Annotated in this window: 19 protein-coding genes; 4 read left to right on the forward strand and 15 right to left on the reverse strand. The window is 47.1% G+C overall.

What is annotated here, in order from left to right:
• Positions 1–17: 17 nt before the first annotated feature.
• From JSY36_RS10350 to JSY36_RS10395, 10 genes are all read right to left on the reverse strand, one after another.
• Complete coding sequence (locus JSY36_RS10350; RefSeq protein ID WP_205166334.1) at positions 18–680, reverse strand: permease prefix domain 1-containing protein; 663 nt, start codon at positions 678–680, stop codon at positions 18–20.
• The gene (locus JSY36_RS10355) at positions 667–1,020 is read right to left on the reverse strand and encodes a PadR family transcriptional regulator (protein ID WP_205166335.1); all 354 of its coding nucleotides are present in this window, start codon (positions 1,018–1,020) and stop codon (positions 667–669) included. Before JSY36_RS10355 ends, JSY36_RS10350 begins: the two co-directional genes overlap by 14 nt.
• A gap of 103 nt (positions 1,021–1,123) precedes the next feature.
• Positions 1,124–1,546 (reverse strand): DUF4181 domain-containing protein, encoded by a 423-nt coding sequence (locus JSY36_RS10360; protein ID WP_205166336.1) that lies wholly within the window; start codon positions 1,544–1,546, stop codon positions 1,124–1,126.
• A 67-nt stretch (positions 1,547–1,613) separates the two neighbouring features.
• Positions 1,614–2,444, reverse strand: a complete 831-nt coding sequence (locus JSY36_RS10365; protein WP_205166337.1) for a DUF2268 domain-containing putative Zn-dependent protease — start codon at positions 2,442–2,444, stop codon at positions 1,614–1,616.
• A 68-nt stretch (positions 2,445–2,512) separates the two neighbouring features.
• The gene (locus JSY36_RS10370; RefSeq protein WP_205166338.1) at positions 2,513–3,799 is read right to left on the reverse strand and encodes a GntP family permease; all 1,287 of its coding nucleotides are present in this window, start codon (positions 3,797–3,799) and stop codon (positions 2,513–2,515) included.
• A gap of 174 nt (positions 3,800–3,973) precedes the next feature.
• Entirely contained in the window at positions 3,974–4,597 is a 624-nt protein-coding gene (locus tag JSY36_RS10375) for a response regulator (RefSeq protein ID WP_205166339.1), read from the reverse strand.
• On the reverse strand, positions 4,563–5,720 hold the full coding sequence (locus JSY36_RS10380; RefSeq protein ID WP_205166340.1) for a sensor histidine kinase: 1,158 nt from the start codon (positions 5,718–5,720) through the stop codon (positions 4,563–4,565). Before JSY36_RS10380 ends, JSY36_RS10375 begins: the two co-directional genes overlap by 35 nt.
• Complete coding sequence (gene liaF, locus JSY36_RS10385; RefSeq protein WP_205166341.1) at positions 5,713–6,711, reverse strand: cell wall-active antibiotics response protein LiaF; 999 nt, start codon at positions 6,709–6,711, stop codon at positions 5,713–5,715. Before liaF ends, JSY36_RS10380 begins: the two co-directional genes overlap by 8 nt.
• 100 nt (positions 6,712–6,811) lie before the next feature.
• Positions 6,812–7,600, reverse strand: coding sequence for an ABC transporter permease (locus tag JSY36_RS10390; protein WP_205166342.1), 789 nt, complete (start codon positions 7,598–7,600; stop codon positions 6,812–6,814).
• Entirely contained in the window at positions 7,581–8,570 is a 990-nt protein-coding gene (locus tag JSY36_RS10395) for an ABC transporter ATP-binding protein (protein WP_205166343.1), read from the reverse strand. The genes JSY36_RS10390 and JSY36_RS10395 overlap by 20 nt, the downstream gene beginning before the upstream one ends.
• 194 nt (positions 8,571–8,764) lie before the next feature.
• Between JSY36_RS10395 and JSY36_RS10400 the strand changes: the two genes are divergently transcribed.
• Positions 8,765–9,532 carry a GNAT family N-acetyltransferase gene (locus tag JSY36_RS10400; RefSeq protein WP_205166436.1) on the forward strand — a complete coding sequence of 256 codons (768 nt, stop codon included), beginning with the start codon at positions 8,765–8,767 and terminating at the stop codon, positions 9,530–9,532.
• 295 nt (positions 9,533–9,827) lie between these two features.
• Here the strand turns inward: JSY36_RS10400 and JSY36_RS10405 are convergent, their stop codons facing one another.
• Together JSY36_RS10405 and htpX are read right to left on the reverse strand one after the other, a co-directional pair.
• Positions 9,828–10,676 carry a VOC family protein gene (locus JSY36_RS10405; protein ID WP_205166344.1) on the reverse strand — a complete coding sequence of 283 codons (849 nt, stop codon included), beginning with the start codon at positions 10,674–10,676 and terminating at the stop codon, positions 9,828–9,830.
• 224 nt (positions 10,677–10,900) lie between these two features.
• Complete coding sequence (gene htpX, locus JSY36_RS10410; RefSeq protein ID WP_205166345.1) at positions 10,901–11,815, reverse strand: protease HtpX; 915 nt, start codon at positions 11,813–11,815, stop codon at positions 10,901–10,903.
• A 114-nt stretch (positions 11,816–11,929) separates the two neighbouring features.
• Here htpX and JSY36_RS10415 point away from each other — a divergent pair, with 114 nt between their 5' ends.
• Together JSY36_RS10415 and JSY36_RS10420 are read left to right on the forward strand one after the other, a co-directional pair.
• Positions 11,930–13,306 (forward strand): hypothetical protein, encoded by a 1,377-nt coding sequence (locus JSY36_RS10415; RefSeq protein WP_205166346.1) that lies wholly within the window; start codon positions 11,930–11,932, stop codon positions 13,304–13,306.
• 14 nt (positions 13,307–13,320) lie between these two features.
• Complete coding sequence (locus JSY36_RS10420; protein WP_205166347.1) at positions 13,321–13,710, forward strand: hypothetical protein; 390 nt, start codon at positions 13,321–13,323, stop codon at positions 13,708–13,710.
• 174 nt (positions 13,711–13,884) lie between these two features.
• Here the strand turns inward: JSY36_RS10420 and JSY36_RS10425 are convergent, their stop codons facing one another.
• Positions 13,885–14,799, reverse strand: a complete 915-nt coding sequence (locus JSY36_RS10425; protein WP_205166348.1) for a ribonuclease H family protein — start codon at positions 14,797–14,799, stop codon at positions 13,885–13,887.
• Positions 14,800–15,165: 366 nt separating this feature from the next.
• On the opposite strand from JSY36_RS10425, the gene JSY36_RS10430 reads away from it, so the two are divergent.
• Entirely contained in the window at positions 15,166–16,419 is a 1,254-nt protein-coding gene (locus tag JSY36_RS10430) for an L-lactate MFS transporter (protein WP_205166349.1), read from the forward strand.
• Positions 16,420–16,698: 279 nt separating this feature from the next.
• Here the strand turns inward: JSY36_RS10430 and JSY36_RS10435 are convergent, their stop codons facing one another.
• Both JSY36_RS10435 and JSY36_RS10440 read right to left on the reverse strand, forming a co-directional pair.
• A complete protein-coding gene (locus JSY36_RS10435; protein WP_205166350.1) occupies positions 16,699–18,021 on the reverse strand; it encodes a S8 family serine peptidase in 1,323 nt (440 codons plus the stop codon).
• A 63-nt stretch (positions 18,022–18,084) separates the two neighbouring features.
• Entirely contained in the window at positions 18,085–19,578 is a 1,494-nt protein-coding gene (locus JSY36_RS10440; RefSeq protein WP_205166351.1) for a S8 family serine peptidase, read from the reverse strand.
• Positions 19,579–19,807 lie beyond the last annotated feature (229 nt).

The following is a 19,807-nucleotide window of genomic DNA, read 5'->3' on the forward strand; positions in this document are numbered from 1 at the left end:
CTGTTCCCAGCCATCTGCTACTGCTTTTTTCTGCGATCGTTTCCCGTAAAGAAAAGAGCCAGGAATAAGCCAACACCACCAAGCAGAAATGACATGGATGAAGCAACGGCAATGAAAGCTTCGTTGGTAGCAAAACCGGATGTACCGGCTGCGAAAATACCGAACAGCACAAGTCCAACAGCGGAAGCGTATAGGAGTGCCCGGATCCGGTTCATGGCAAATTTCTTTTTCGTTTCCATCGTCAGAGCACCGTAAGTGAGGACCGTCCCGCCGGCTACAGCGAAAATACTTGCTCCCACCACACTGACAGCCGGGGCATTCATAAAGTAGAGCATCAAAGGAGTAAGTAAACCGAACAGAATTAACAGAGAGCCAATGACAATTCCAGTTGCACCGATCCGGTTGGTCCAGGAGGAATACACGGTCTGTTTCGTTTCGTCCTGCCCTGCTTTTCTCATATCCTCAACAAGACCTGTGAGATCCCCCATGGACGCAGCCGCTTCCTTGAACGCCTGATCTTCATCGAGTCCCCGGATTTTGTAGTCGGCTATTTTCTCCTTCATATTTGTAGCCAGTTCCTCTTTTAAATCATACAGTTGCTGACTTTCCCCTACATTTGCAAAAACATCGTCCAGGTACCGGTGGACTCTGTTGTGTTTTGTTTTTTCACGATTTTGCATCGCTGATCTCTCCCTTAATTAATTTATCCAGGACTTTTTGTGCAAAAAGCCAGTCTTTCACGTTCTGTTCATATCGTTTTTTTCCCTCATCGGTAATCCGGTAATATTTCCTTCTTCCTCCCTGGGTTTCATCTCCCCAGTAAGAACTGATAAACCCTTCTTTCTCCAGTCTTCGAAAAGCGGTGTAGAGCGTCGCCTCCTTTAACTCGTACTCATTGTCACTCAATGCAATGATGGATTTATAAATTTCATATCCGTAGCTGTCTCCCTGCCGGAGTATGTTTAAAATAATGGTCACTGTATTTCCGCGAATAATATCGGTGGATATTGTTCCACTCATATTACTTCACCTCCTAATGTATACTTTATGAAATATTACTATGTCTGTCAAGGTAATATTCATGAAAAAATTGACTGCCAGTACGCAGTCAATCTTTAAGTCATCATTCCCATGGATCCGTGAAGAAAATTTCCGTTGGTATGTGCGGTGCAGTAAGATAGATAACAACAGTGACTAAAAAAACAGCCCCAACCCAGAAGAACGCAATGATGTGCTCTTTTTCTTCTGGATTGTTCTTGAATTCCATCACGCCTCTGTAAGTGAGAAGAATGAAGAAAAACGGGAGCACAACATACATGGGGTTAATCATAACTGTGGTTAAATTAATGAACATACTTAAAATAAAGACACCCATGATGACAAATTCCGTAATGATCTGGTGCCTTGGTTTCGGTTTATTGAACTCCCATTTAAAGATGTTTTGGGTATTGCCGAGTTTTCTGCGTAGCAGGTATTCAATACTGTAAAAAACAAAAACCATAACAACGATTGCAAGAAAAAACCACATTGTAGGTGTAGAAGTCATATACGATTCACTCCTCGGGGTGACATTGATTCTACTAACCTACCATTATATGGATCCTTTTTCAAACTCAGCCACTATTCCAGCCCGAACCTGCCAAAATGTTATCCGCTTCTTTTTTAAGGCACCCCCGCTCACTGATCTCCGGGTTCTTTTCAAGAAAATCCTGAACGATATAAAAGCCTGTCACATACCCGATCATTCTCGGCATGTTGCGGCCGCCGTACATCCAGTGTTCATGGTACCTGCGTCCTTTTATGTCTTTTCGGTGAGAGAGAACCTGCTTCCACCAGTCTTCGCACTGTTCTCTTGAGAGCGTGCGGGTCCAGGGCGCTTGTTCGCTTTTGCCGAGGTGGTTTTTCACTGCGGCTTCAGCAAGACCTTCCATAAGCATGGACTCCATAAGCGTAACGGACTCTTCATTTTTCTTCTGGTAAAAAAGCCGGCATGCATGGTTGTACTCATGAGTGAGCAGGGCTTTCATGGCATTCAGGGATAAAGATTCGTCGATGAACAGGACGATAAAATCGGCAAACGTGACGCCGTTTTTACCGGCCAGGCGGTCGATCAGTTCCTCGTTCGTCGTATCAATCGGCAGAAGATAGATTGGCAGATCGGGACCGCTCCACTTCTTTTTCAGCACGAAAAAATGTTTTTGAAGCTCTTTCATATGGCCTTTTTTATGAAGCACTTCCCCAAACTTTGTCCAGTCTCCTGACGGTTTTCTCAGTCCCTGGGCAAGAAGGTAGTGATGCCACTCCGGGAGCGCTGCGTCCTTAAAATGGCGCAGCAGAGGCTCGCAAATGACTTCAGCCTGAAGGCGGAGGGCATCTTCCCAATACACGTCTTCCACTTTTTTATGAAACGACCGAAACGTCGTAAAATCGCATTTTAATCCCAAAAAAACACCCCCTGACTAATATGTATGCACACATTCAGGGGGACTTGTTACGATCCGTTAAAACGCTATTAACCTTGGAAAAAGAGGAAACCGAATACACCGAAAATGAGTGTGGAAACAATGGCAATGACAAGCCCGATCAGTGTTTCATGGGGCAAAATTTTAAACCGTTCTTTCATCGACATGTACACACTCCCACGGGTGATGTGAAAATACGTCCCGTGGGGCAGATGGTCAAGAACTGTTGCCCCGGAATTGACCATGGCTGCGGCGGCGAGGGCAGGGATACCCATTTCAAGCATGGATGGTGCAAAGACCTGGCCCGCCACCGCCGTACCGGCAGCCGTTGAACCTGTCGCACCGGACATGGTGATCCCTGAAATCGGTGCGAGAAAATAGGCTGGCAGATGCATCGCTTCAATGGCACTTAGGATTTGTACGATAATGGCAGAGTTTGCGATCACACCGGCGAGCGTCCCGGTACCAATGAGGAGAATCGCAACAGGTGCCATTTTTTCAAGTCCCGATCTTACAAAGTGATTGAGTTCATTCCCTTTTCTCATGGCAAGAGCCCCGGCAATTCCCCCGATCGGCAGGGCAAATAACGGATCGATATGAATGCCTGCTATGGGCTGCAATAATAAGAGAAAGATTGCCACACCAGGGCCAAAGAGAGCTGTGCCGAGTGTCGGCGTCTCCCCTTTCACCTCTGTGGAAAGCTCATGATCCTGAACCTTTTCCCCTGTGTCCCTCAGCTTACGGGCAATCGCATAGGTGACAGCCACCCCTGCAAGGGCAGGAACAATCCCTGCGAACATGACACTGGTTAAAGGAACGTAAAAAGCCTCGGCAGCGGCAATGGAGTTTGGGTTCGGTGAAATAATATTACCCGCTTTTCCTCCTCCGGATATGGCAATGAGAACGGCAATTTTGGACATGTTTGTCCGCTTTGCAATAGAAAGGGCGATCGGGGCCACCGTGAGTACCGCAACCCCGATAAAGACCCCTACTCCAGTGAGGACCATGGTGGCACCTGCAACAGCAAGGAGGGCTTTTGCTTCACCGAGGCCGTTCAGGATCGATTCGGCAATCTTTTTTGCCGCACCGGATTCGATAAGAACCCCGGCCAGAACGCCTGCCGCAAGAACCCGGAGAACGACCCCGGTCATCCCTTCTGCACCGCCGACCATAATTTGAACGGTCTCCGTAAGGGCTGCTCCCCCGATAATGCCTCCTGTAAGAGCGCCAGCCATCATGGCATAAGCAGGGGCAACGCGGATCAGGATGAGTCCGATCGTTACGGCCAGTGCGAGTATCGTACCGAATGAGGTTAGTTGTATTTCCTGTATATCCATTCGCTGCTTCACGACCTGTCTGAAAACGACTTTCTCCTATCATACTTCAATTCTCGTAATGAACTGAAGGGGAAAGTGCAAGATAAGTCTGAAAAAGGGAAAAAATAGTCGTAAATTTGGAAACCACATACAAAAACTGCCCCAAAAGGTACTTATCCTTTGGGGCAGTCTCTTTTAAACAAGCGAGTGTTTATTTGCGTAGATGGCTGCCTGGGTTCTGTCATCCAGCTCCAGCTTGGTGAGGATATGACTCACGTGGGTCTTCACGGTTTTTATGCCGATATGAAGGCGTTCGCCGATTTCTTTGTTGGACAGACCCTGGCCTATAAGGGACAGGACTTCTTTTTCCCGGCGGGTGAGGTCATTATGTTTCGGCTTGTGGCGCATCTGGTGAAACATCTTCTGTGTGACCTGTCCTTCGAAGGTGGGCTCTCCTTTGTATGCTTTTCGAATACAGTTGGCTATGTCAATGGCGCTGGACGTTTTCAGGATATAACTGAAGGCTCCGGCTTCCATAACGGGAAAGAGCATTTCGTCATCCAGGTAGCTTGTGAGAACGATGATTTTTGCCTGGTGGTCTTCCAGCTCTTTTGTGGCTTCCACTCCGTTCATTTCGTCCATTAATAAATCCATTAAAATGACATCGGGGTTCAGTTCTTTGGCTATGGAAATGGCTTCCCGTCCGTTTTTGCCTTCCCCGACCACATCGATATCAGGCTCTGTCTGCAGGTATGTACTCAGGCCCATCCGGACCATTTCGTGATCATCTACGATCAGCACGCGGATCTTGCTCATCATGTTCTCCTCCTTTTTGGGTCCTTAACGGGACACGGATTTTAATGGTGGTGCCTTTTCCCGGATAAGAAAGCAAGGAAAAGTGACCGCCCAATTCTTCAATTCGCTCTTCCATTGTCGTAAGTCCGTAGGAGACGTTCGCATCTTCTTTTTTCGTCTCCATGTCAAAGCCGCAACCGTCGTCACTGAGGGTAATCAAAAGTCGTTGGTCTGCCTGTTCTGCCGTAAAGCGGATCCGGGACGCCTTCGCGTGGCGAAGCGTGTTGGAAAGACCCTCCTGAACCACACGAAACAACTGATCTTCTATGCCGGGATCGAGTGCTTCGAGCTGATCGGTTTCCCAGTCGAAGGCAACTGCTTCATTTTTGGCCGAAAGTTCTGTAAATAGTGCGTCCAGCGCTTCCTTCAGCCCTTTTCCTTCGAGGGTAATGGGGCGAAGGTGCATGATCAGGGCCCGAAGCTCCTGCTGGGATGCATGGATCATCGTTTCCACCTGGGTGATCAGAGTTTTTGCCCGGTCCGGATCGGTGTCGAGAATCCGGGGGATTGCGCCGAGGCTCATGGAGACGGCGAAGAGCTGCTGGCTCACGGCGTCGTGCAGGTCCCGGGCGAGCTTGCGCCGTTCCTCAAGGCCGGCTGCCCGTTCTTTTTCGTCGATGAGGGCGGCGTTTTCGTTTAGTACCCGGTGCATGGAGCGGATCTGCTTTTCGTAGCCGTCGGTCATGTCGTTGAGTTCCCCTGCCAGGCGCTTCATTTCATCCTCCCGGTCCATCTGAATCCTGTTATCAAGAGAGCCCCGTTGAACCTGTTTGAGCTGGTAGATCAGATAGGTGATCGCTTTTTTCAGTTCGCTCGTATAGGAAAAAGAAAAAGCGAAGCTAGTAAGCAGGTAGATCGCCGAGACAATGACAAGGAGGGTCAGGGTCACTTCCACATCAGAAGCTACCGTGTATATCCTTGCGGCGAGTATCGTGCCGTCAGCCGGTCCTGTGTAAAAACGGGCGTAAAGCCAGGCAGTGAGCCAGATTGCGAGAAAAGCAATGCCGACTGTCTTTGCCTGAAGCCTGAGCCCGTCCCAGATGACGCCGTGGAGTCTTTTCTCTTTTTGTGCGGCTTGTTTAGTCAACGGCCATTACCTCCACGCTGCCGATGCTGTTGCGTACGGTCAGGATGACGCGCTGTTCGGCTTCATAAAAGTTGTCGCTCGTGTATGTGGCATTGCGTCCCGTTCCGGAGAAGTTATCATCAAACAGAGTCGCTTCCCCGATGCTTACGTCAACGTTTGCCTGAATCGCCATGTCTTTTGGGGCGGTGATTTCCACGGAGCCGATCCACATGCTGATGTCCAGATAGTTATCACCGTCTTTGAGCACAGCAGTAGTCAGATCTACTTCCACACTCCCGATGGACGTACGGATATCTGTATTTTCAAGGGTCCAGGGCCGCTTGCCGATAACCACTTCGCCGACAAACTGACGGATGTTGGCGTAGTCCCCGCCCTGCGGACGGTGGTGTTTTTTCTGGCGGTCCTTGTATTTGCCGCCCGCCTGCTGCCTGGCTTTGTTGATGCTGTCTTCTGCACTCTGGAAGCTGTTTTCGTATTTTTCTTCGTCCACGTGGGGATTGTTTTTTACCTGTTCCCGGGCTCGGGAGATGTTTTCTTCTACGTAGCTCCACGGGTCGGCGTAGTCTGCTTTCTTTTCGGCCGTATCCGGCTCCCAGTCATCTTCATCTTTACTCATGTCCACTTTGACTGTGGTCGGACGTTTGTTTCTGAGAAGCTGAAAGCCGACGAAGATTATGAGGAGCGGCCAAATCCAGCTCCACAGGTCGGCAAAAGTATAGTAAAACCAGTCTGCCTTGTTACCGGTAATAATCAGGCCCGCTGCGATGATGAACAGGCCGAAAACGGCCTTACCGAAATCCCACTTGTCACGTTTCAGCCCCTGGTAGGCTCTGAAAAGCCCGTCCAGGAGGATCTTCAGGCCGATAATGACGATGATAAGCGTCCAGTAGGTGGAGACCATCTCCCCGAAACTCGCATCGATGACACCTGTATTATTTAATAGATATAGCACTCCGACTGCGAGAATGATCATCCCGAATATTTTATTCATGATTGTATTGTCCCCTTTTGGTTGCGACATGTCTCCAGGGGCACGGGGCCCCAGTATATAGCGGCAGGGTAAAACTGCCAGTTTCTTTTATTCTATCGTGTTACCCTTCCCCGCGCCAATGGATTTTTTTCAGAATAAGAGCGTAGGAAAGGACAGTGTAGCCAAGGAGCATAAGCATGTTCATCCCCACAGTCGTTGTGTACCCCACAGCGAGCAAATCTCTCAACCCTGCTGCGGCATAGGTTGTAGGTACGAGGTACGAAAACCACTGCAGGACAACCGGAAGCTCTGAAATTTCTACAAGAACCGGCGTCATAAAGCTGATAATCATCATAAGCCCTTGAACGAGGAGGTTCGTCAGCTGCATGTTCGGTGACCAGAAACCTAGAAACACTCCAAGTCCCACAACACTCAGGACCGTCAGCGCAACGAATGGAATAAGCCAGAAACTGAAGGTAAATGTAATGCCGTACACCCACTGCCCGACGAATGCCATAATTACAAATGACGGAAAGCTTACGATCATTCCTCTTAGGAGGTTGGCAAAGATAAAGTTGATTTTTTCAATCGGCAAAGAGGCATAAAACGTGAAATGTCCCTGGTGTTTTTGAAAAGATATTTCCTGGGCCATGACGTTCATCCCCATAATGACGAGGGCAAACAGCATGTTCCCTGTGATGATCCGTACAATCATAGCCTCAGTCGGATTCACTGTGAAAAAATGGAGAAACATGAGTATGGCAAAAGGAAAGATAGATGCCAGGATAAAAATAAATGCCCACTGCTCCCGGATAATGGAAAATTGAATGCGGAACAGGATCCATACTTCAACGGCAAGCTGTTTTACGATTGAAGTTTCATATCTTGGATCAGCCGTTTGCTGCTGCATATTCGTTCACCTCTTCCTTTTTTGCATCAGGTCCACCCGCCGGAGGCTGCTCATTGTCGATATGAAAGTACACATCTTCCAGGCTTGGCGGCACGATGGAGTATGTCTGTACATCTGGTTCATTGTTTAAAAAACTCACCAGGTCCGGTGCTTGATCCTTTGCAATGAGAATGCGGGAGCGTTGGTCTGACAGGGTTGTGACCGTCCCCCATCCGGCGAGAGCTTCGTGAAGTTCGTTTCGGGCGGTGCGTTTCACTGTAATTTCACATTTAAGACGCTGGTCCACTTCTGCTTTCAGTTCTCCAACGTGATTGATGGCCAGGAGCCTCCCGTGGTTAATCACTGCCACACGGTCAACCACCTGTTCTGCTTCCAAGATGTTGTGAGTTACAAGAATCACCGTTGCCCCTTCCCGGTTCCGCTTTTGAATCATGTCCCAGACAAGGCGGCGCTTTTTCGGATCCAGTTCGTTTGTAGGCTCGTCGAAAATGTAGACACCTGCCTGACCGATGAGTGTTGTACCGATACCCGTGAGGCGTTTCTGGCCACCCGAGATGTTTTTCAGAAGTTTGTTTGCTACTTCAGTAAGTTCGAGTTCTTTTATGAGAGACTCCGTTTCTTCGTTGGCCGCTCTCCGCTTCATCCCTCTTAACCGTCCCGAAAAGTAAATGGCTTCTCTTACTTTCAGACTCGTAAGTGCATGGGGTTCCTGTGAATAGTAGGCCACTTCCCTTGCCACCTGTTTATTTTGTTTTAATACGTTGATGCCTTTGTAGGTAACTTCCCCTTCGGTTGGTTTTACATGAGCAACGATTTGCTTAATAAGCGTCGATTTGCCGGCTCCATTCGGCCCGAGAAGTCCAAGTATTTCACCTTCATTAATCGTAAAAGAAATCTCTTCATTTGCTTTCACCTTCCCTTTTTTATATGTCTTGGATACGTGTTTCACTTCAAATAACGGTGTCTTCATTGCAGTCCGCCTCCCTCTGCTTCTTTGTTCTGACTCTATCTTATCTCGTCAGAAAGGCGCACCAAACAGGCGGCAGACTGTTTCCGTCTCCGCCTCGAGGCTGATTTTTTTGTGGGTTTTTGGGTGGGGGTTTACTTTTCATGATAAAATGTAATTTGTTGCAAATATTGAATTTTTTAGAAAGAAGGAATGGAATGATTTATGAAGCAGATGTAAATGTAAGGAAGAAATTAGTACCAATGTTTAAAAATATTGATAGCACGATTGTTCTCTCGTATCTCCAGGGACATATGGGAACTGCTTGGGTAGACAACCTTGAAAATCCAACTGTTGCTCAGATAACGGTTGGAATTTTTGTTTTTTATGCCGGGAATCCGAATACAAAGGAAGCTAAAGAATTACTTTATAATCTTCCCGATTTTACTCTTGCAATTGTTGATTCTGATGATTGGAAAGAACTTATAGAGACAGTTCATCATGGGGCATTTGAGAAATTTCCCCGATTCAGTTTTCACAAGAACCCCGACCACTTAGACCAGGAACACTTCCAGTACCTGCTGTCTGCATTACCAGAAGGCTACGAAATTAAGAGAGTTGATAAAAACATTGCAAAAGAATCATCTTTCCATGAACTCTCAGAAGACTTTATTAATCAATTTGATTCTATTGATGACTTTATTAACAGAGGAGCAGGGTATGCTGTTTTAAATGATGGGCAAGTTGTTTCTGCGGCAACATCATTTAGTATATATGATGATGGAATTGAAATTGAAGTTGCTAGTCATCCTAATCATAGAAGGAAAGGTTTAGCAACAATCGTAACCTCAGCCCTCATATTAGATTGTTTGAAAAAAGAGAAATACCCCAGTTGGGATGGAGCTAATGCTGAATCTGTGGAACTAGCTAAAAAGCTCGGATACATCTTTAAGGAATCATACGATACTTATTTCATTGAAGTATAAGATAGAGCCTTATTTGTATCTTAAAAGATAGAGAGTGTCAGGTGACCAAGTAAATATGTAGTTAAAGATGGTGACTTCACAGGTCCCGGTAGAGTGGCAATGGCTCCACTCATTGCTTCGAGGTTGACCTCAAAAGTAAAAAAAGGACCTTTTGGGTCAACCTCTTTTGCAAAGCTGATTATACTGTCAATTCGGGTTATGATCGTTGTGTGATTTACCGTGTGGATCTGTCTGTGTTTTTCCGTTTTGCACCATACAAGTAACCCGTTAGAATCATCTCCCGTGGTCACAAATATTATTGTTTTTTCACGATGACAATCGCATTGCCGGACGGATCTTCAACCTGCAGCTTGTTTTCTGCACCGGATACGTTCAATGCCTCTTTTGCCGCATGGTATTCATCCTCTGTAAAAAACACGGTAAATTGTTTCATTCCGACCGCTTCTTTTGGCGGCTTAGGAAGATTTGTTCCCGTCCAAGTATTGAGTCCGATGTGATGATGGTATCCGTCTTTGGATACAAACAGCATGCGCGGATCTTTTGCTACAATATCAAATCCGAGGATGTCCACGTAGAAAGCTTCGGCTTCCTTTATGTCTGCCACCTGCAGATGCATATGGCCAAGTATAGCTTCAGCAGACATTCCCGTCCACCCATCAGCAGGTGCTTCTTTCAGCAGCCCTTCAACGTCCAACGGGTACGTGCCGCCCACGTACCAGCCGTTCTCTTCCTGTTTCCACGTTTTTGGATCTGTGTCTGCATAGATCTCTACCCCGTTCCCGTCCGGATCCGCCAGGTAAATTGCTTCACTGAACTGATGATCTGATGCCCCGTGAAGAGGGTAACCCGATGCGAGCAGATGCTTTAATGTATGAGCAAGCGTCTTCCGGTCCGGAAGCAGAACCGCCAAATGAAAAAGCCCGGTTGTCCGCCCAGGACGGTTTGCAACATTTTCATTCGTATGCACGGTAACAAGGGGTGTTCCTCCATCAGCACCGAACGTAAGCGAATCTCCTTTTATATCCAGCACCTTTAACCCGATCACCCTTTCATAAAACTCACGTACCCGGTCCAGATCCTTCACATTAAGATCTACACTCCCCAATCTATCTTTTAATTTCGGCTCATATTTAATCGTTCCCACCACCACCGCCTCCTTTTCACTTATTATAACACCAATAACTTACTTTTAGTAAGTAATTATAAAAATTTCTTTGTTTACTATTGGACAGAGGGTCAGGCACTGTGTATACCATTTCACAGAGGGCCAGGCACTGTGCTCACAGCTTCACACGGTGCCTGGCACCGAAAACAAAAAAAGCTGCTTCTGGCGTATTCATCCAGGAGCAGCTTCTTTAATAAAGTCATTTATCTTTCTTCCAGACGGGCGATTCGCTCGTCGAGATCCGGGTGGGAGGAGAAGAGTTTGGCAACTCCGCCTTTTCCGTTGATTTTCATTGTCTGCACCGCACTGTCATCTGTACGGTCGTTGACATTCGCACGGTCAACGTAGTTTTTAAGGGAACGAAGGGCATGTGCCATTTTGTCACGTCCAGCCAGATCCGCTCCGCCGCGGTCTGCGTGGAATTCACGGTAGCGCGAGAATGCCATAACGACCAGACTTCCAAGAATCGAGAACAGAATCTGGAAGATGATGATCGCCATGAAGCGCACAATCCCTTGCATTTCGGCACGCACAAGACGAGATACGAGAATCGCTGCAATCCTGGAGAAGAACACAACAAATGTGTTAATGACTCCTTGAAGAAGCGTCATTGTCACCATGTCTCCGTTCGCAACGTGGGCAACCTCGTGGGCGATAACCCCTTCAACCGCATCATCATCCATTGTCTGAAGAAGTCCGGATGAAACAGCTACAAGAGAGCGTTTCTTTGAAGGACCGGTTGCAAATGCGTTTACTTCAGGAGATTGATAGATTCCCACTTCCGGCATGTGCATTAGACCTGCCGCACGGGACAGACGATGTACTTTCTCCACCACAGTACGCTCGTGGGAGGATAACGGACCGTCCGGATCGAGCACTTTTACTTTCATCATCTTCTTAGCTACAAAACGTGACATGGCCAAGGAGATGAAGGATCCTGCGAAACCTACGAGTAAGCTGAATACACCTAGTGACACATAATCAATGCCCAGTCCGGCACCGCCTGTGTCAAATGACCAGCTGATATCGGTAAAGTGAGTTATAACCGACCAGACGATAAAGATCGTTGTCATGACAAGAATATTTGTTACGAGTAAAAATAGTAATCTTTTCCCCATTCATAAGCCTCCAATTTTCTATATCTGCCAATCTATTTTAACATGTTTTTATCCAAAAGGCAGATAAAGTATGCTAGATTTACAATAATGACACAATTCCAAAAAGTGGTGATTATGTTGAAAAAGCTCAGCTCCCTCCAAGAGTATGAATGGATTTATCAAACCTTTAGTAATGCCCATAAACAGTCTTTCGGCGAAATACCCAGGCAGACTGTGAAATGGTTCGTGCCACCCCGGTTCGAAAGCTATATAAAGATCCTTCACCCCTTAGATACCGGGGATACATACAAAAAACTGGCAGAAAAATTCGGCGAAACCTACGACAAAACCATCACACCGGGCACGTTCGAGCCTCATTTGTATGAGAAGGATATCAACCTGCACCCCGAACTTGACCGGAAAACGTACTCCAGATTAGTTGAAACGCTCGCTCCCTTTACAAAAAATCCGTGCTATTTTTATTTCACAGGCTACGACAATCCCGTGCCTGAGTCTTTATATCTCGGTCCGCTCCAAGATGCCGTGCCCCTTTTTGATAAAAACCAAGGAACCGCCCCGATATACTGGTGGCCTGAAGACCGGTCATGGATCGTTCATAATCAGGCATTTCGCTCCTATACGATTTTTGCAGGACCCCCTGCTCTTGCTGAAAAGATTCTAAGTGCCGACAATCTTGAGGCCTTTGAAATTGATGAAAACTTCAACATGTCCGGCGGTGGAGATTTTACATTTAAAAGCCACTTCAGCCATATCCCCCTTGAGCGCATTAAAGATGGGGAGCCATACGAATGGATTGACCGGGAACTTAGAGCTGTACACTTGAAAAATTACGGCAAAACCAGTTCACTCACTGTTGAAAATATCATACCGCCTGTTTACGAAGGGTATCTGAAAATCATGCAGCCGATTCACAAGGATAAAGACATCACCGATGAAACCAGTCTGTATAAAGACTGTGACCCTGATAAGATATCCCTGCATCATGGTGAAAAAATGACGTACAAAGAGGCAGCTGAAAAATACAGCCTCGTCTACAACAAGGAAATCAGCATGGGCACCTTTTTGAGGCAGTTTGAGGATGATAGTCTTCCGCGGTATCTCATCTTTCCGCAGGACGGCAGCCTTGAAAGAGACATTGTCAAAAAACTCATAGACGCACTTCACCCCCACACAAAAACGCCATGCTACTTTTACTATGATCTCTTATCCTTACCGGGTGAAGAAATGATCTTCAGAGGAAATCTCCATGACGTTCTGACCCTTTGCATGGAGGAAAATGCCGGAGCCTCACCGAAGTACTGGTGGCCGGCGGACCGTTCGTGGATCATCTATACTGATTTTGACCTTGAATATTCCTTTCTTGGGGCTTCACAAAAAATCATAAAGGAGATCGCTTCCCTAAAAGACATCGAAACCTTTGAGGTCGGTAAAGACACGGGGATCACCTATGATGCCGACGTTCATCTGAACCCCGGTAAAACCAATTATTGAACGGAGTGCTCGCCGTGACAAAGCTCATTTGGACTTTTATTATCCTTATCTTTATACTCGGGGCATGCTCCGATGCCCAGCAATGCCCTACCCGTGTGGATACCGTTACAGAGAACGGAGAAGAGCTGATTATTGATGAAAAGTCCCTCATGGTAATTTGCGATGCATTTAATAGGGCAACGTGGGATCCCACCATTGAAGCGGAAATGGAAGGAGAACCCCGCGTAACAGCTACACTCTTTTTCCAAACAGATAAGAACATGCCTGAACGCCTGTACAAGTACAGCATTTACTTTAATGACGATGATTCGGCAACAATCCTCGGCGGACGCACTTCCGAAGGATATGGCATTGTCGCTGCAGTAGATGCGGTTGGGATTAAAGAGGTTTTACTGGAAGATTAGAGTGGGAATTAACGAGCTCTGAGCATCATTATAATAGAAGAAACGTCCCCATCCTTCCTTAAGCCAGGATGGGGACGAGAGGTTAATAGAATTTAATTTTTGGCTTATGTGTTTTATTTTCTTTTTATCCGTTTTAATTGAGGGATTAAGAGATTTACATATTTTTTATCAGCTTTACCCCAGCTCCCTCCTTATGTAGTGGTTCGCCGGACCAAATCGATCCACTTCCTGCATCCCCCGTGACTCACTGGTGAACGAAAAATCCTCAAAAACCACGATCGAGAACAGCATCATCCGGGAAACAAGGGTTAAAAAGTCTTCGCTTAGCTGATCCTCCGTCTGAAGAAGGTACATGGCATGCTCATTTACAGAAATCGTCTGAGCAGACGGATTCAACTTACAAAACACCCCTGTCATAGTACTCACTAACGACGGCCCTGCATCAAGTAAACATAATGCCTCGTCAAATACGCCCCATTCGTTAAGGGAAATCCTCTGGAAGATAAACGTCTTATTATTACGAAAATCTACATCCAAAACAGTTTGTTTCCCTGCATTAGTTCTTTGAACAAACACTGTATTTTCCTCAAATACGTCATCATGGGGCCTCGCCTTTATGTTCATGCCAGCCGATACCTCGGCAACAGCTGAAAGAGATTCTGATTCTTTGATTCTCATTTCACCGGTTCGCTTATATGCCCGGCTTAACCGGTGAGACGCAGCAAAATCCAATATGTGAACCAGGTCACTCTGATGACGAAGGGTGATCTCGATCCCTGTTGACCGCAGTTCCTTAAGGTCACAAAGTGCCCGGATAACCCAGGGTGGAACCGGGCGCACCGGAATCCGTCTTCCGTAGAAAAGATCGATTATATGCTGAAAATCCGTAATGACCATCGCCCGCTTGTCGTTAAATTTCTTGATCAGTTCGGTAGCTTTATGAATGGCAAAACACTCAGCCCCCACCGACTGATGCGACCGTGTCTCCGTTATAAATGTGTAATACGTTTTACCAAACCCTTTCGTGCGGATGATCCCGGCCCCCAGCTTCCTCTCCGACGAACTCCCGTCACACACATAAAAAGCCATCGATATGCCCCTCCCGCTCCCTCTCGTTATCTTCATAACTATGCGAATAAAAGGACAACCATACCACAGAGGTTGACTCAAAAGGGTCGTGTTTTACCTTTTGAGTCAAACCTGAGGCAATGAGTGGAACTGCTGCCCTCTTTTAAGAGCCCGGCAGGAGTGGGCTTTCTCCTGCCGGGCGAGCAGTGTGCGGAGCAGTTGTCAATCTGCCGTGCCCTCATGAGCCTTCCACGCTCACTGTTTCACAACCAAGTTAGTTAATTTATTTAATTTTTGCAATCGTTTGATTTTTACTTCTTCAAACGATATTCTAGTATTTATAGTTAAAATTTTCTGACAACCAAATGCATCCAGAGGAGGCAAAAAATGAAGAACAGATGGTTTATTGCGTTATCTGCAATTGCGATTCACCTTTCGATCGGTGCGGCGTATGCCTACAGCGTGTATACGAATCCGATCCATAATGAAGTGGGATGGTCCACATCCGGCATTACGATTGCTTTTACGATTATGATGGCTCTTGCAGGGATTTCAGCCGCGTTTTTTGGCAGTTTTGTCGAGAAACAGGGACCTCGCCGCTCGGCTATTCTGGCAGCCGTCCTTTTCGGTCTTGGACAAGCCGGTTCCGGTTTAGCCATTGCCGTTGATTCTCTTATACTCTTTTTACTTACATACGGTCTTGCCAGCGGGCTCGGGCTCGGGCTTGGCTACATCGCTCCTGTGTCTACACTTGTGAAATGGTTCCCAGACCGTCGGGGACTTGCGACAGGCATGGCTGTGATGGGCTTTGGTGCAGGCGCGTTGATCACCGCTCCAGTGGCTGCTTCCATGATGGAGTCTATTGGAATTACGTCCACCTTCTACATCCTCGGAGCATGTTATTTTGTGATCATCATTCTCGGCGCATCCTACATTGCACCGCCGCCTGAAGGATGGATGCCGGCTAATATGAAAAAAGACATTGCTTCCGGTAAAAAAGTCGTGAAAAAAGACTTGTCTCAACTCACAGCAAAACAAGCTGTCCGTACTCGGCGTTTCTGGATGCTGTGGACGATGATGCTGATTAACACAAGTGCGGGAATCATGATGATCTCTGTAGCGTCCCCGATGGCACAGGAAGTCGTCGGACTTACTGCAGCAGCTGCGGCAACGATGGTAGGAATTATGGGGATTTTTAACGGAGGCGGACGCCTCGCCTGGGCAGCGATCTCTGACTATATCGGTCGTCCTACTGTGTTTATGATTTTCTTCGTTCTTCAGATCATCGCTTTTATCATGATGCCAAACATCACGAATGTACTCGTCTTCCAAGCTCTCATTTTGGTTGTAGTGAGTTGTTACGGAGGCGGATTCTCCAATCTTCCGGCTTTTATCGGCGATTTGTTTGGAACAAAACAACTGGGTGCCATTCACGGTTACCTGCTTACAACGTGGTCTCTCGGCGGTATTCTCGGTCCGTTTATTGTAACGCAAATCTATGATCGTACAGGAAGCTACATTCCGGTATTCTATGTTTTCACAGTCTTAATTGTAATCGCTTTCCTGATCTCCCTTCTTATCCGTATGGACATTAAAAATGTGGAGAAACAGTATGAGAAAGAGAAGGAGGGCGTGGCCTGATATGAAAAGAACCCGCATTAGAGCGGGTTCTCAGATTGTAGAGAAACCTACGTACTGCTTGCCAGCACCACCCCGGAAAGCGAAGGCCATGCAGGCAGCATAACCAATCTCCATCATGATCAGGTAAACGAGAAAAAATCTTTTTCAACAGCCTGAGAACCCGTATCAGAGCGGGTTCTTTTTTATGAAAGAAATTCCATGCAATGAAGCATCCCTCTCACCCATCCGTAACCTAAAAACCTCCGCAGAACAAAATGTTCTGCGGAGATTTTTCAATATTTATTTCAATGCTTCATAAGCATCCACCAGTCCGTGGCCAAAAAATTCATCGTGGCCTTTTTTACCCAGGTCGTCAGCTGTTTGCTGAAGGTGAGTAATGACGCGCGCACGGGAGAAGCTTGGATTCTCGGCTTTCACAAGGGCTGCAGCGGCTGCTACTTTCGGAGCGGCCATGCTTGTACCCATTGCCCATCCATAAGATCCCCGATTAACAGGGATGGTGCTGTAAGCACGTGATTCCGGCTCCAGCAATGATTGATCTCCGTCCTCGTTCGGCCAGTTCGGTCCATAATCGCCACCCGGTGCAGCAAGGTTTACGTTCGATGAACCGTAATTTGAATAGTAGGCAAGAGTGTCACGGTCTGTTGTTGCAGAGACACTAACAACACCAGGGATATCTGTGAACGTATCAAAAAGCGGGCCGTAGATTTTCCCTTCTCCTTTTTCTGTTTCAACAGCCTTACCTAAATCGATTCCGTTATTCCCGTTCGCTCCAACAATGATCATCCCTTTTCGGTGAGCATACTGCACAGCACGCTTGGAAGATAAGTGCAGCAGACGATCCTGTTCCTCATTAATAAAGGAGTACGTTCCCAGACTCAGGTTCGCTACATCCGCCCCATCATCTGCAGCAGTTGTAATAGCGTTTAGAATACCTGTCCAGTTCATGCGTCCCTGATTATTTGTAACCCGGTATGACGCAAGACCAAGTTCAGGTCCCACCCCCATAACGCGGCCATTGGCTGCAATGGAGCCCGCTACGTGGGTACCGTGAGTTCCTGAATCACGATAGGCATCTTCTTCAGTCGTGTCAGGGTGAAACGTTTTACCGTATAACAGGTTATCCTGAAGATCCGGGTGGGTAAAATCAACACCGGTGTCAATAACAGCTACAACAACCGAATGACTTCCTTTTGTAATGTCCCATGCCGCACCATCACCGGTTACACGTTTAATGTCCCATTGATACTGCTCAAATAAATCAGCCTCTGTATCCTCTTCACGTGGCATAACATCTTCATCTGCTTCGAGTGCCAGTTCACTCGTTTCAATTTCAATATTTTCTGCAACGTGGGCCACACCCTTGATACTTTCCATCTGTTCTTTCGTACCGCCTTTTACATACGCAAGCCCGACCTGCGGGGCTTCCTGCAGCACTTCTGCTCCCATTGCTTCCATCTCTGCCACGGCAGCTTCATTAATGTTATTGCCGTTAAATAAAACGAGAAACTCGTTCTCTTCTCCGTCACCCATAGCACTGTTTCCAAAACTCGTTACTGCAAGAGCAACAACGAGGGTCCAAATTAAAAAGTACTTCTTCACTTTGTTTCCTCCCTCTAGGAAGGCCAATGAAGTTGTATAAACTCCATTGGCCCGGTCTGATTATTATTTTGCTAACGCCTGATGCGCATCTACACGACCATGGCCGTAATATTTGCTGTAGCCGTTCGAGTCCACACTGGCCGCTGTTTGCTGAAGACGGTTCTGTACCTGACGAGGTGTCGGTTTTTTACCCGTTTCCTCGTACACCTGTGAAATATAGGCTGCCGCAGCACCAGCTACCTGAGGCGCCGCCATGGATGTTCCGCCTTTCCATCCGTAGCCGTTTTCACCGAAGTATTCTTTTCCTCGTGCAGACTGACCGTCCATATAAGTCGGTACCGTACTCAGAACAAGGAATTTAAAGTTATCTGCTGCATCATACCCCTCCGGACCAAGGTCTCCACCAGGTGCACCAAGATTAATCGCACCATTACCGTAGTTTGAGTAGAACGCCAGACGATCGTCAGTTCCGAATCCGGCGCCCATAGCCGATACCGTAATCACACCAGGGATGGATGCCGGTACAAACCAGGCAGCGCCTCTTACGTCATATTCAGGACCTGCGTTGCCTTCAATCCAGTCAGCAACCTTGGACGGATTGCTCATGTCCTGAGCTGAATTTCCTGCAGAGGAAACAACCGTTACCCCTCTTTTCACTGCGTAATCGATGGCACGCTTATAGGCTACAACATCAGCTGCCTGATTGTTTCCAAGTCTTACTCTCTCACCAGATGCAGGATCGGTATAGAACCACTGACCAACCACGCGTGTTCCACCAAGACTCATGTTGATTACATCAACACCGTCATCGGCAGCTGCGATAATCGCATCCGTAATCCAAATTTGCTGCGCTCCGCCTGTATTAAACACGCGGTAAGACTTCAATCCTACATCCGGTGCCACACCTTTCATACGGCCGTTACCGGCAATTGTTCCGGCTACGTGAGTACCGTGACTCTGGTTATCCCAGCTGTCTTCTGTTCCCGGTACGAATGTACGGGAAGCATCCGGTCCGCCGATAATGTTATCTTTAAGATCAGGGTGATCGAAATCAAATCCTGTATCAATAACCCCTACAACCACATCATGAGTACCGCTATGTACTTCGTGGCTCGCTCCTTCATTTGTCACCTGTTCAATATCCCACTGCCATCCGGACTCCCAGATGCTCTCATCCGGATCAAGGACACCAGGGTTTGTCCCCTCTGCCAGCTCACCGGCTTCCTCAAATTCAGGAAGATCAAGCTGAACCTCAATAGCAGGCGTGATGCTCAGTACCTCACGCTCACTGTTCATCGCTTTGATAAATTGAAGCGGATTGTCTGTAACAGCTTCCAAAACACCAATTTCTCCAACCTCATACGTTAATTCCCCACCAGCAGCATGGACCATTTCTTCATACCCGGCAGGCAGTTTCTCCGATTTAAACGCCACCATAAAACGCTCCAAGTCATCATTTGAAGAAACCTCGTTTGCTGGTGATGCAAAACCTAGAGATGGAACAAGAAGCAACAACACCAACCCTAACATGACAGGCAGTTTAAGCTTACTTTTCACTGGCAAAATCCCCCTTAATCTCATAATAGTTTTAAATTAACACATATTTTTACAAAATAGTTTGAATTTTATAAAAACAGTTATTTAGACATGCGAAGGGGTTTCACAATATACTATCAAAAGAACTACATACAGATTTAACCAAGTGACTCTGGAACCGGAGGTCATGACAACCGGAAAGGGACCATCTTCCCGAAAAAATCCTCATATGAAAGGGCCTGCCAGCGGG

The organism is Alteribacter salitolerans, from assembly GCF_016901055.1.
GTDB classification, from domain to species: domain Bacteria; phylum Bacillota; class Bacilli; order Bacillales; family Salisediminibacteriaceae; genus Alteribacter; species Alteribacter keqinensis.

Bases quoted from the DNA above. Each gene is read 5' to 3' on its own strand.
- JSY36_RS10350 (WP_205166334.1), bottom strand. From the start codon at position 680: ATGCAAAATCGTGAAAAAACAAAACACAACAGAGTCCACCGGTACCTG.
- JSY36_RS10355 (WP_205166335.1), bottom strand. From the start codon at position 1,020: ATGAGTGGAACAATATCCACCGATATTATTCGCGGAAATACAGTGACC.
- JSY36_RS10360 (WP_205166336.1), bottom strand. From the start codon at position 1,546: ATGACTTCTACACCTACAATGTGGTTTTTTCTTGCAATCGTTGTTATG.
- JSY36_RS10370 (WP_205166338.1), bottom strand. From the start codon at position 3,799: ATGGATATACAGGAAATACAACTAACCTCATTCGGTACGATACTCGCA.
- JSY36_RS10375 (WP_205166339.1), bottom strand. From the start codon at position 4,597: ATGATGAGCAAGATCCGCGTGCTGATCGTAGATGATCACGAAATGGTC.
- liaF (WP_205166341.1), bottom strand. From the start codon at position 6,711: ATGAATAAAATATTCGGGATGATCATTCTCGCAGTCGGAGTGCTATAT.
- JSY36_RS10390 (WP_205166342.1), bottom strand. From the start codon at position 7,600: ATGCAGCAGCAAACGGCTGATCCAAGATATGAAACTTCAATCGTAAAA.
- JSY36_RS10395 (WP_205166343.1), bottom strand. From the start codon at position 8,570: ATGAAGACACCGTTATTTGAAGTGAAACACGTATCCAAGACATATAAA.
- JSY36_RS10400 (WP_205166436.1), top strand. From the start codon at position 8,765: ATGATTTATGAAGCAGATGTAAATGTAAGGAAGAAATTAGTACCAATG.
- htpX (WP_205166345.1), bottom strand. From the start codon at position 11,815: ATGGGGAAAAGATTACTATTTTTACTCGTAACAAATATTCTTGTCATG.
- JSY36_RS10415 (WP_205166346.1), top strand. From the start codon at position 11,930: ATGTTGAAAAAGCTCAGCTCCCTCCAAGAGTATGAATGGATTTATCAA.
- JSY36_RS10425 (WP_205166348.1), bottom strand. From the start codon at position 14,799: ATGGCTTTTTATGTGTGTGACGGGAGTTCGTCGGAGAGGAAGCTGGGG.
- JSY36_RS10430 (WP_205166349.1), top strand. From the start codon at position 15,166: ATGAAGAACAGATGGTTTATTGCGTTATCTGCAATTGCGATTCACCTT.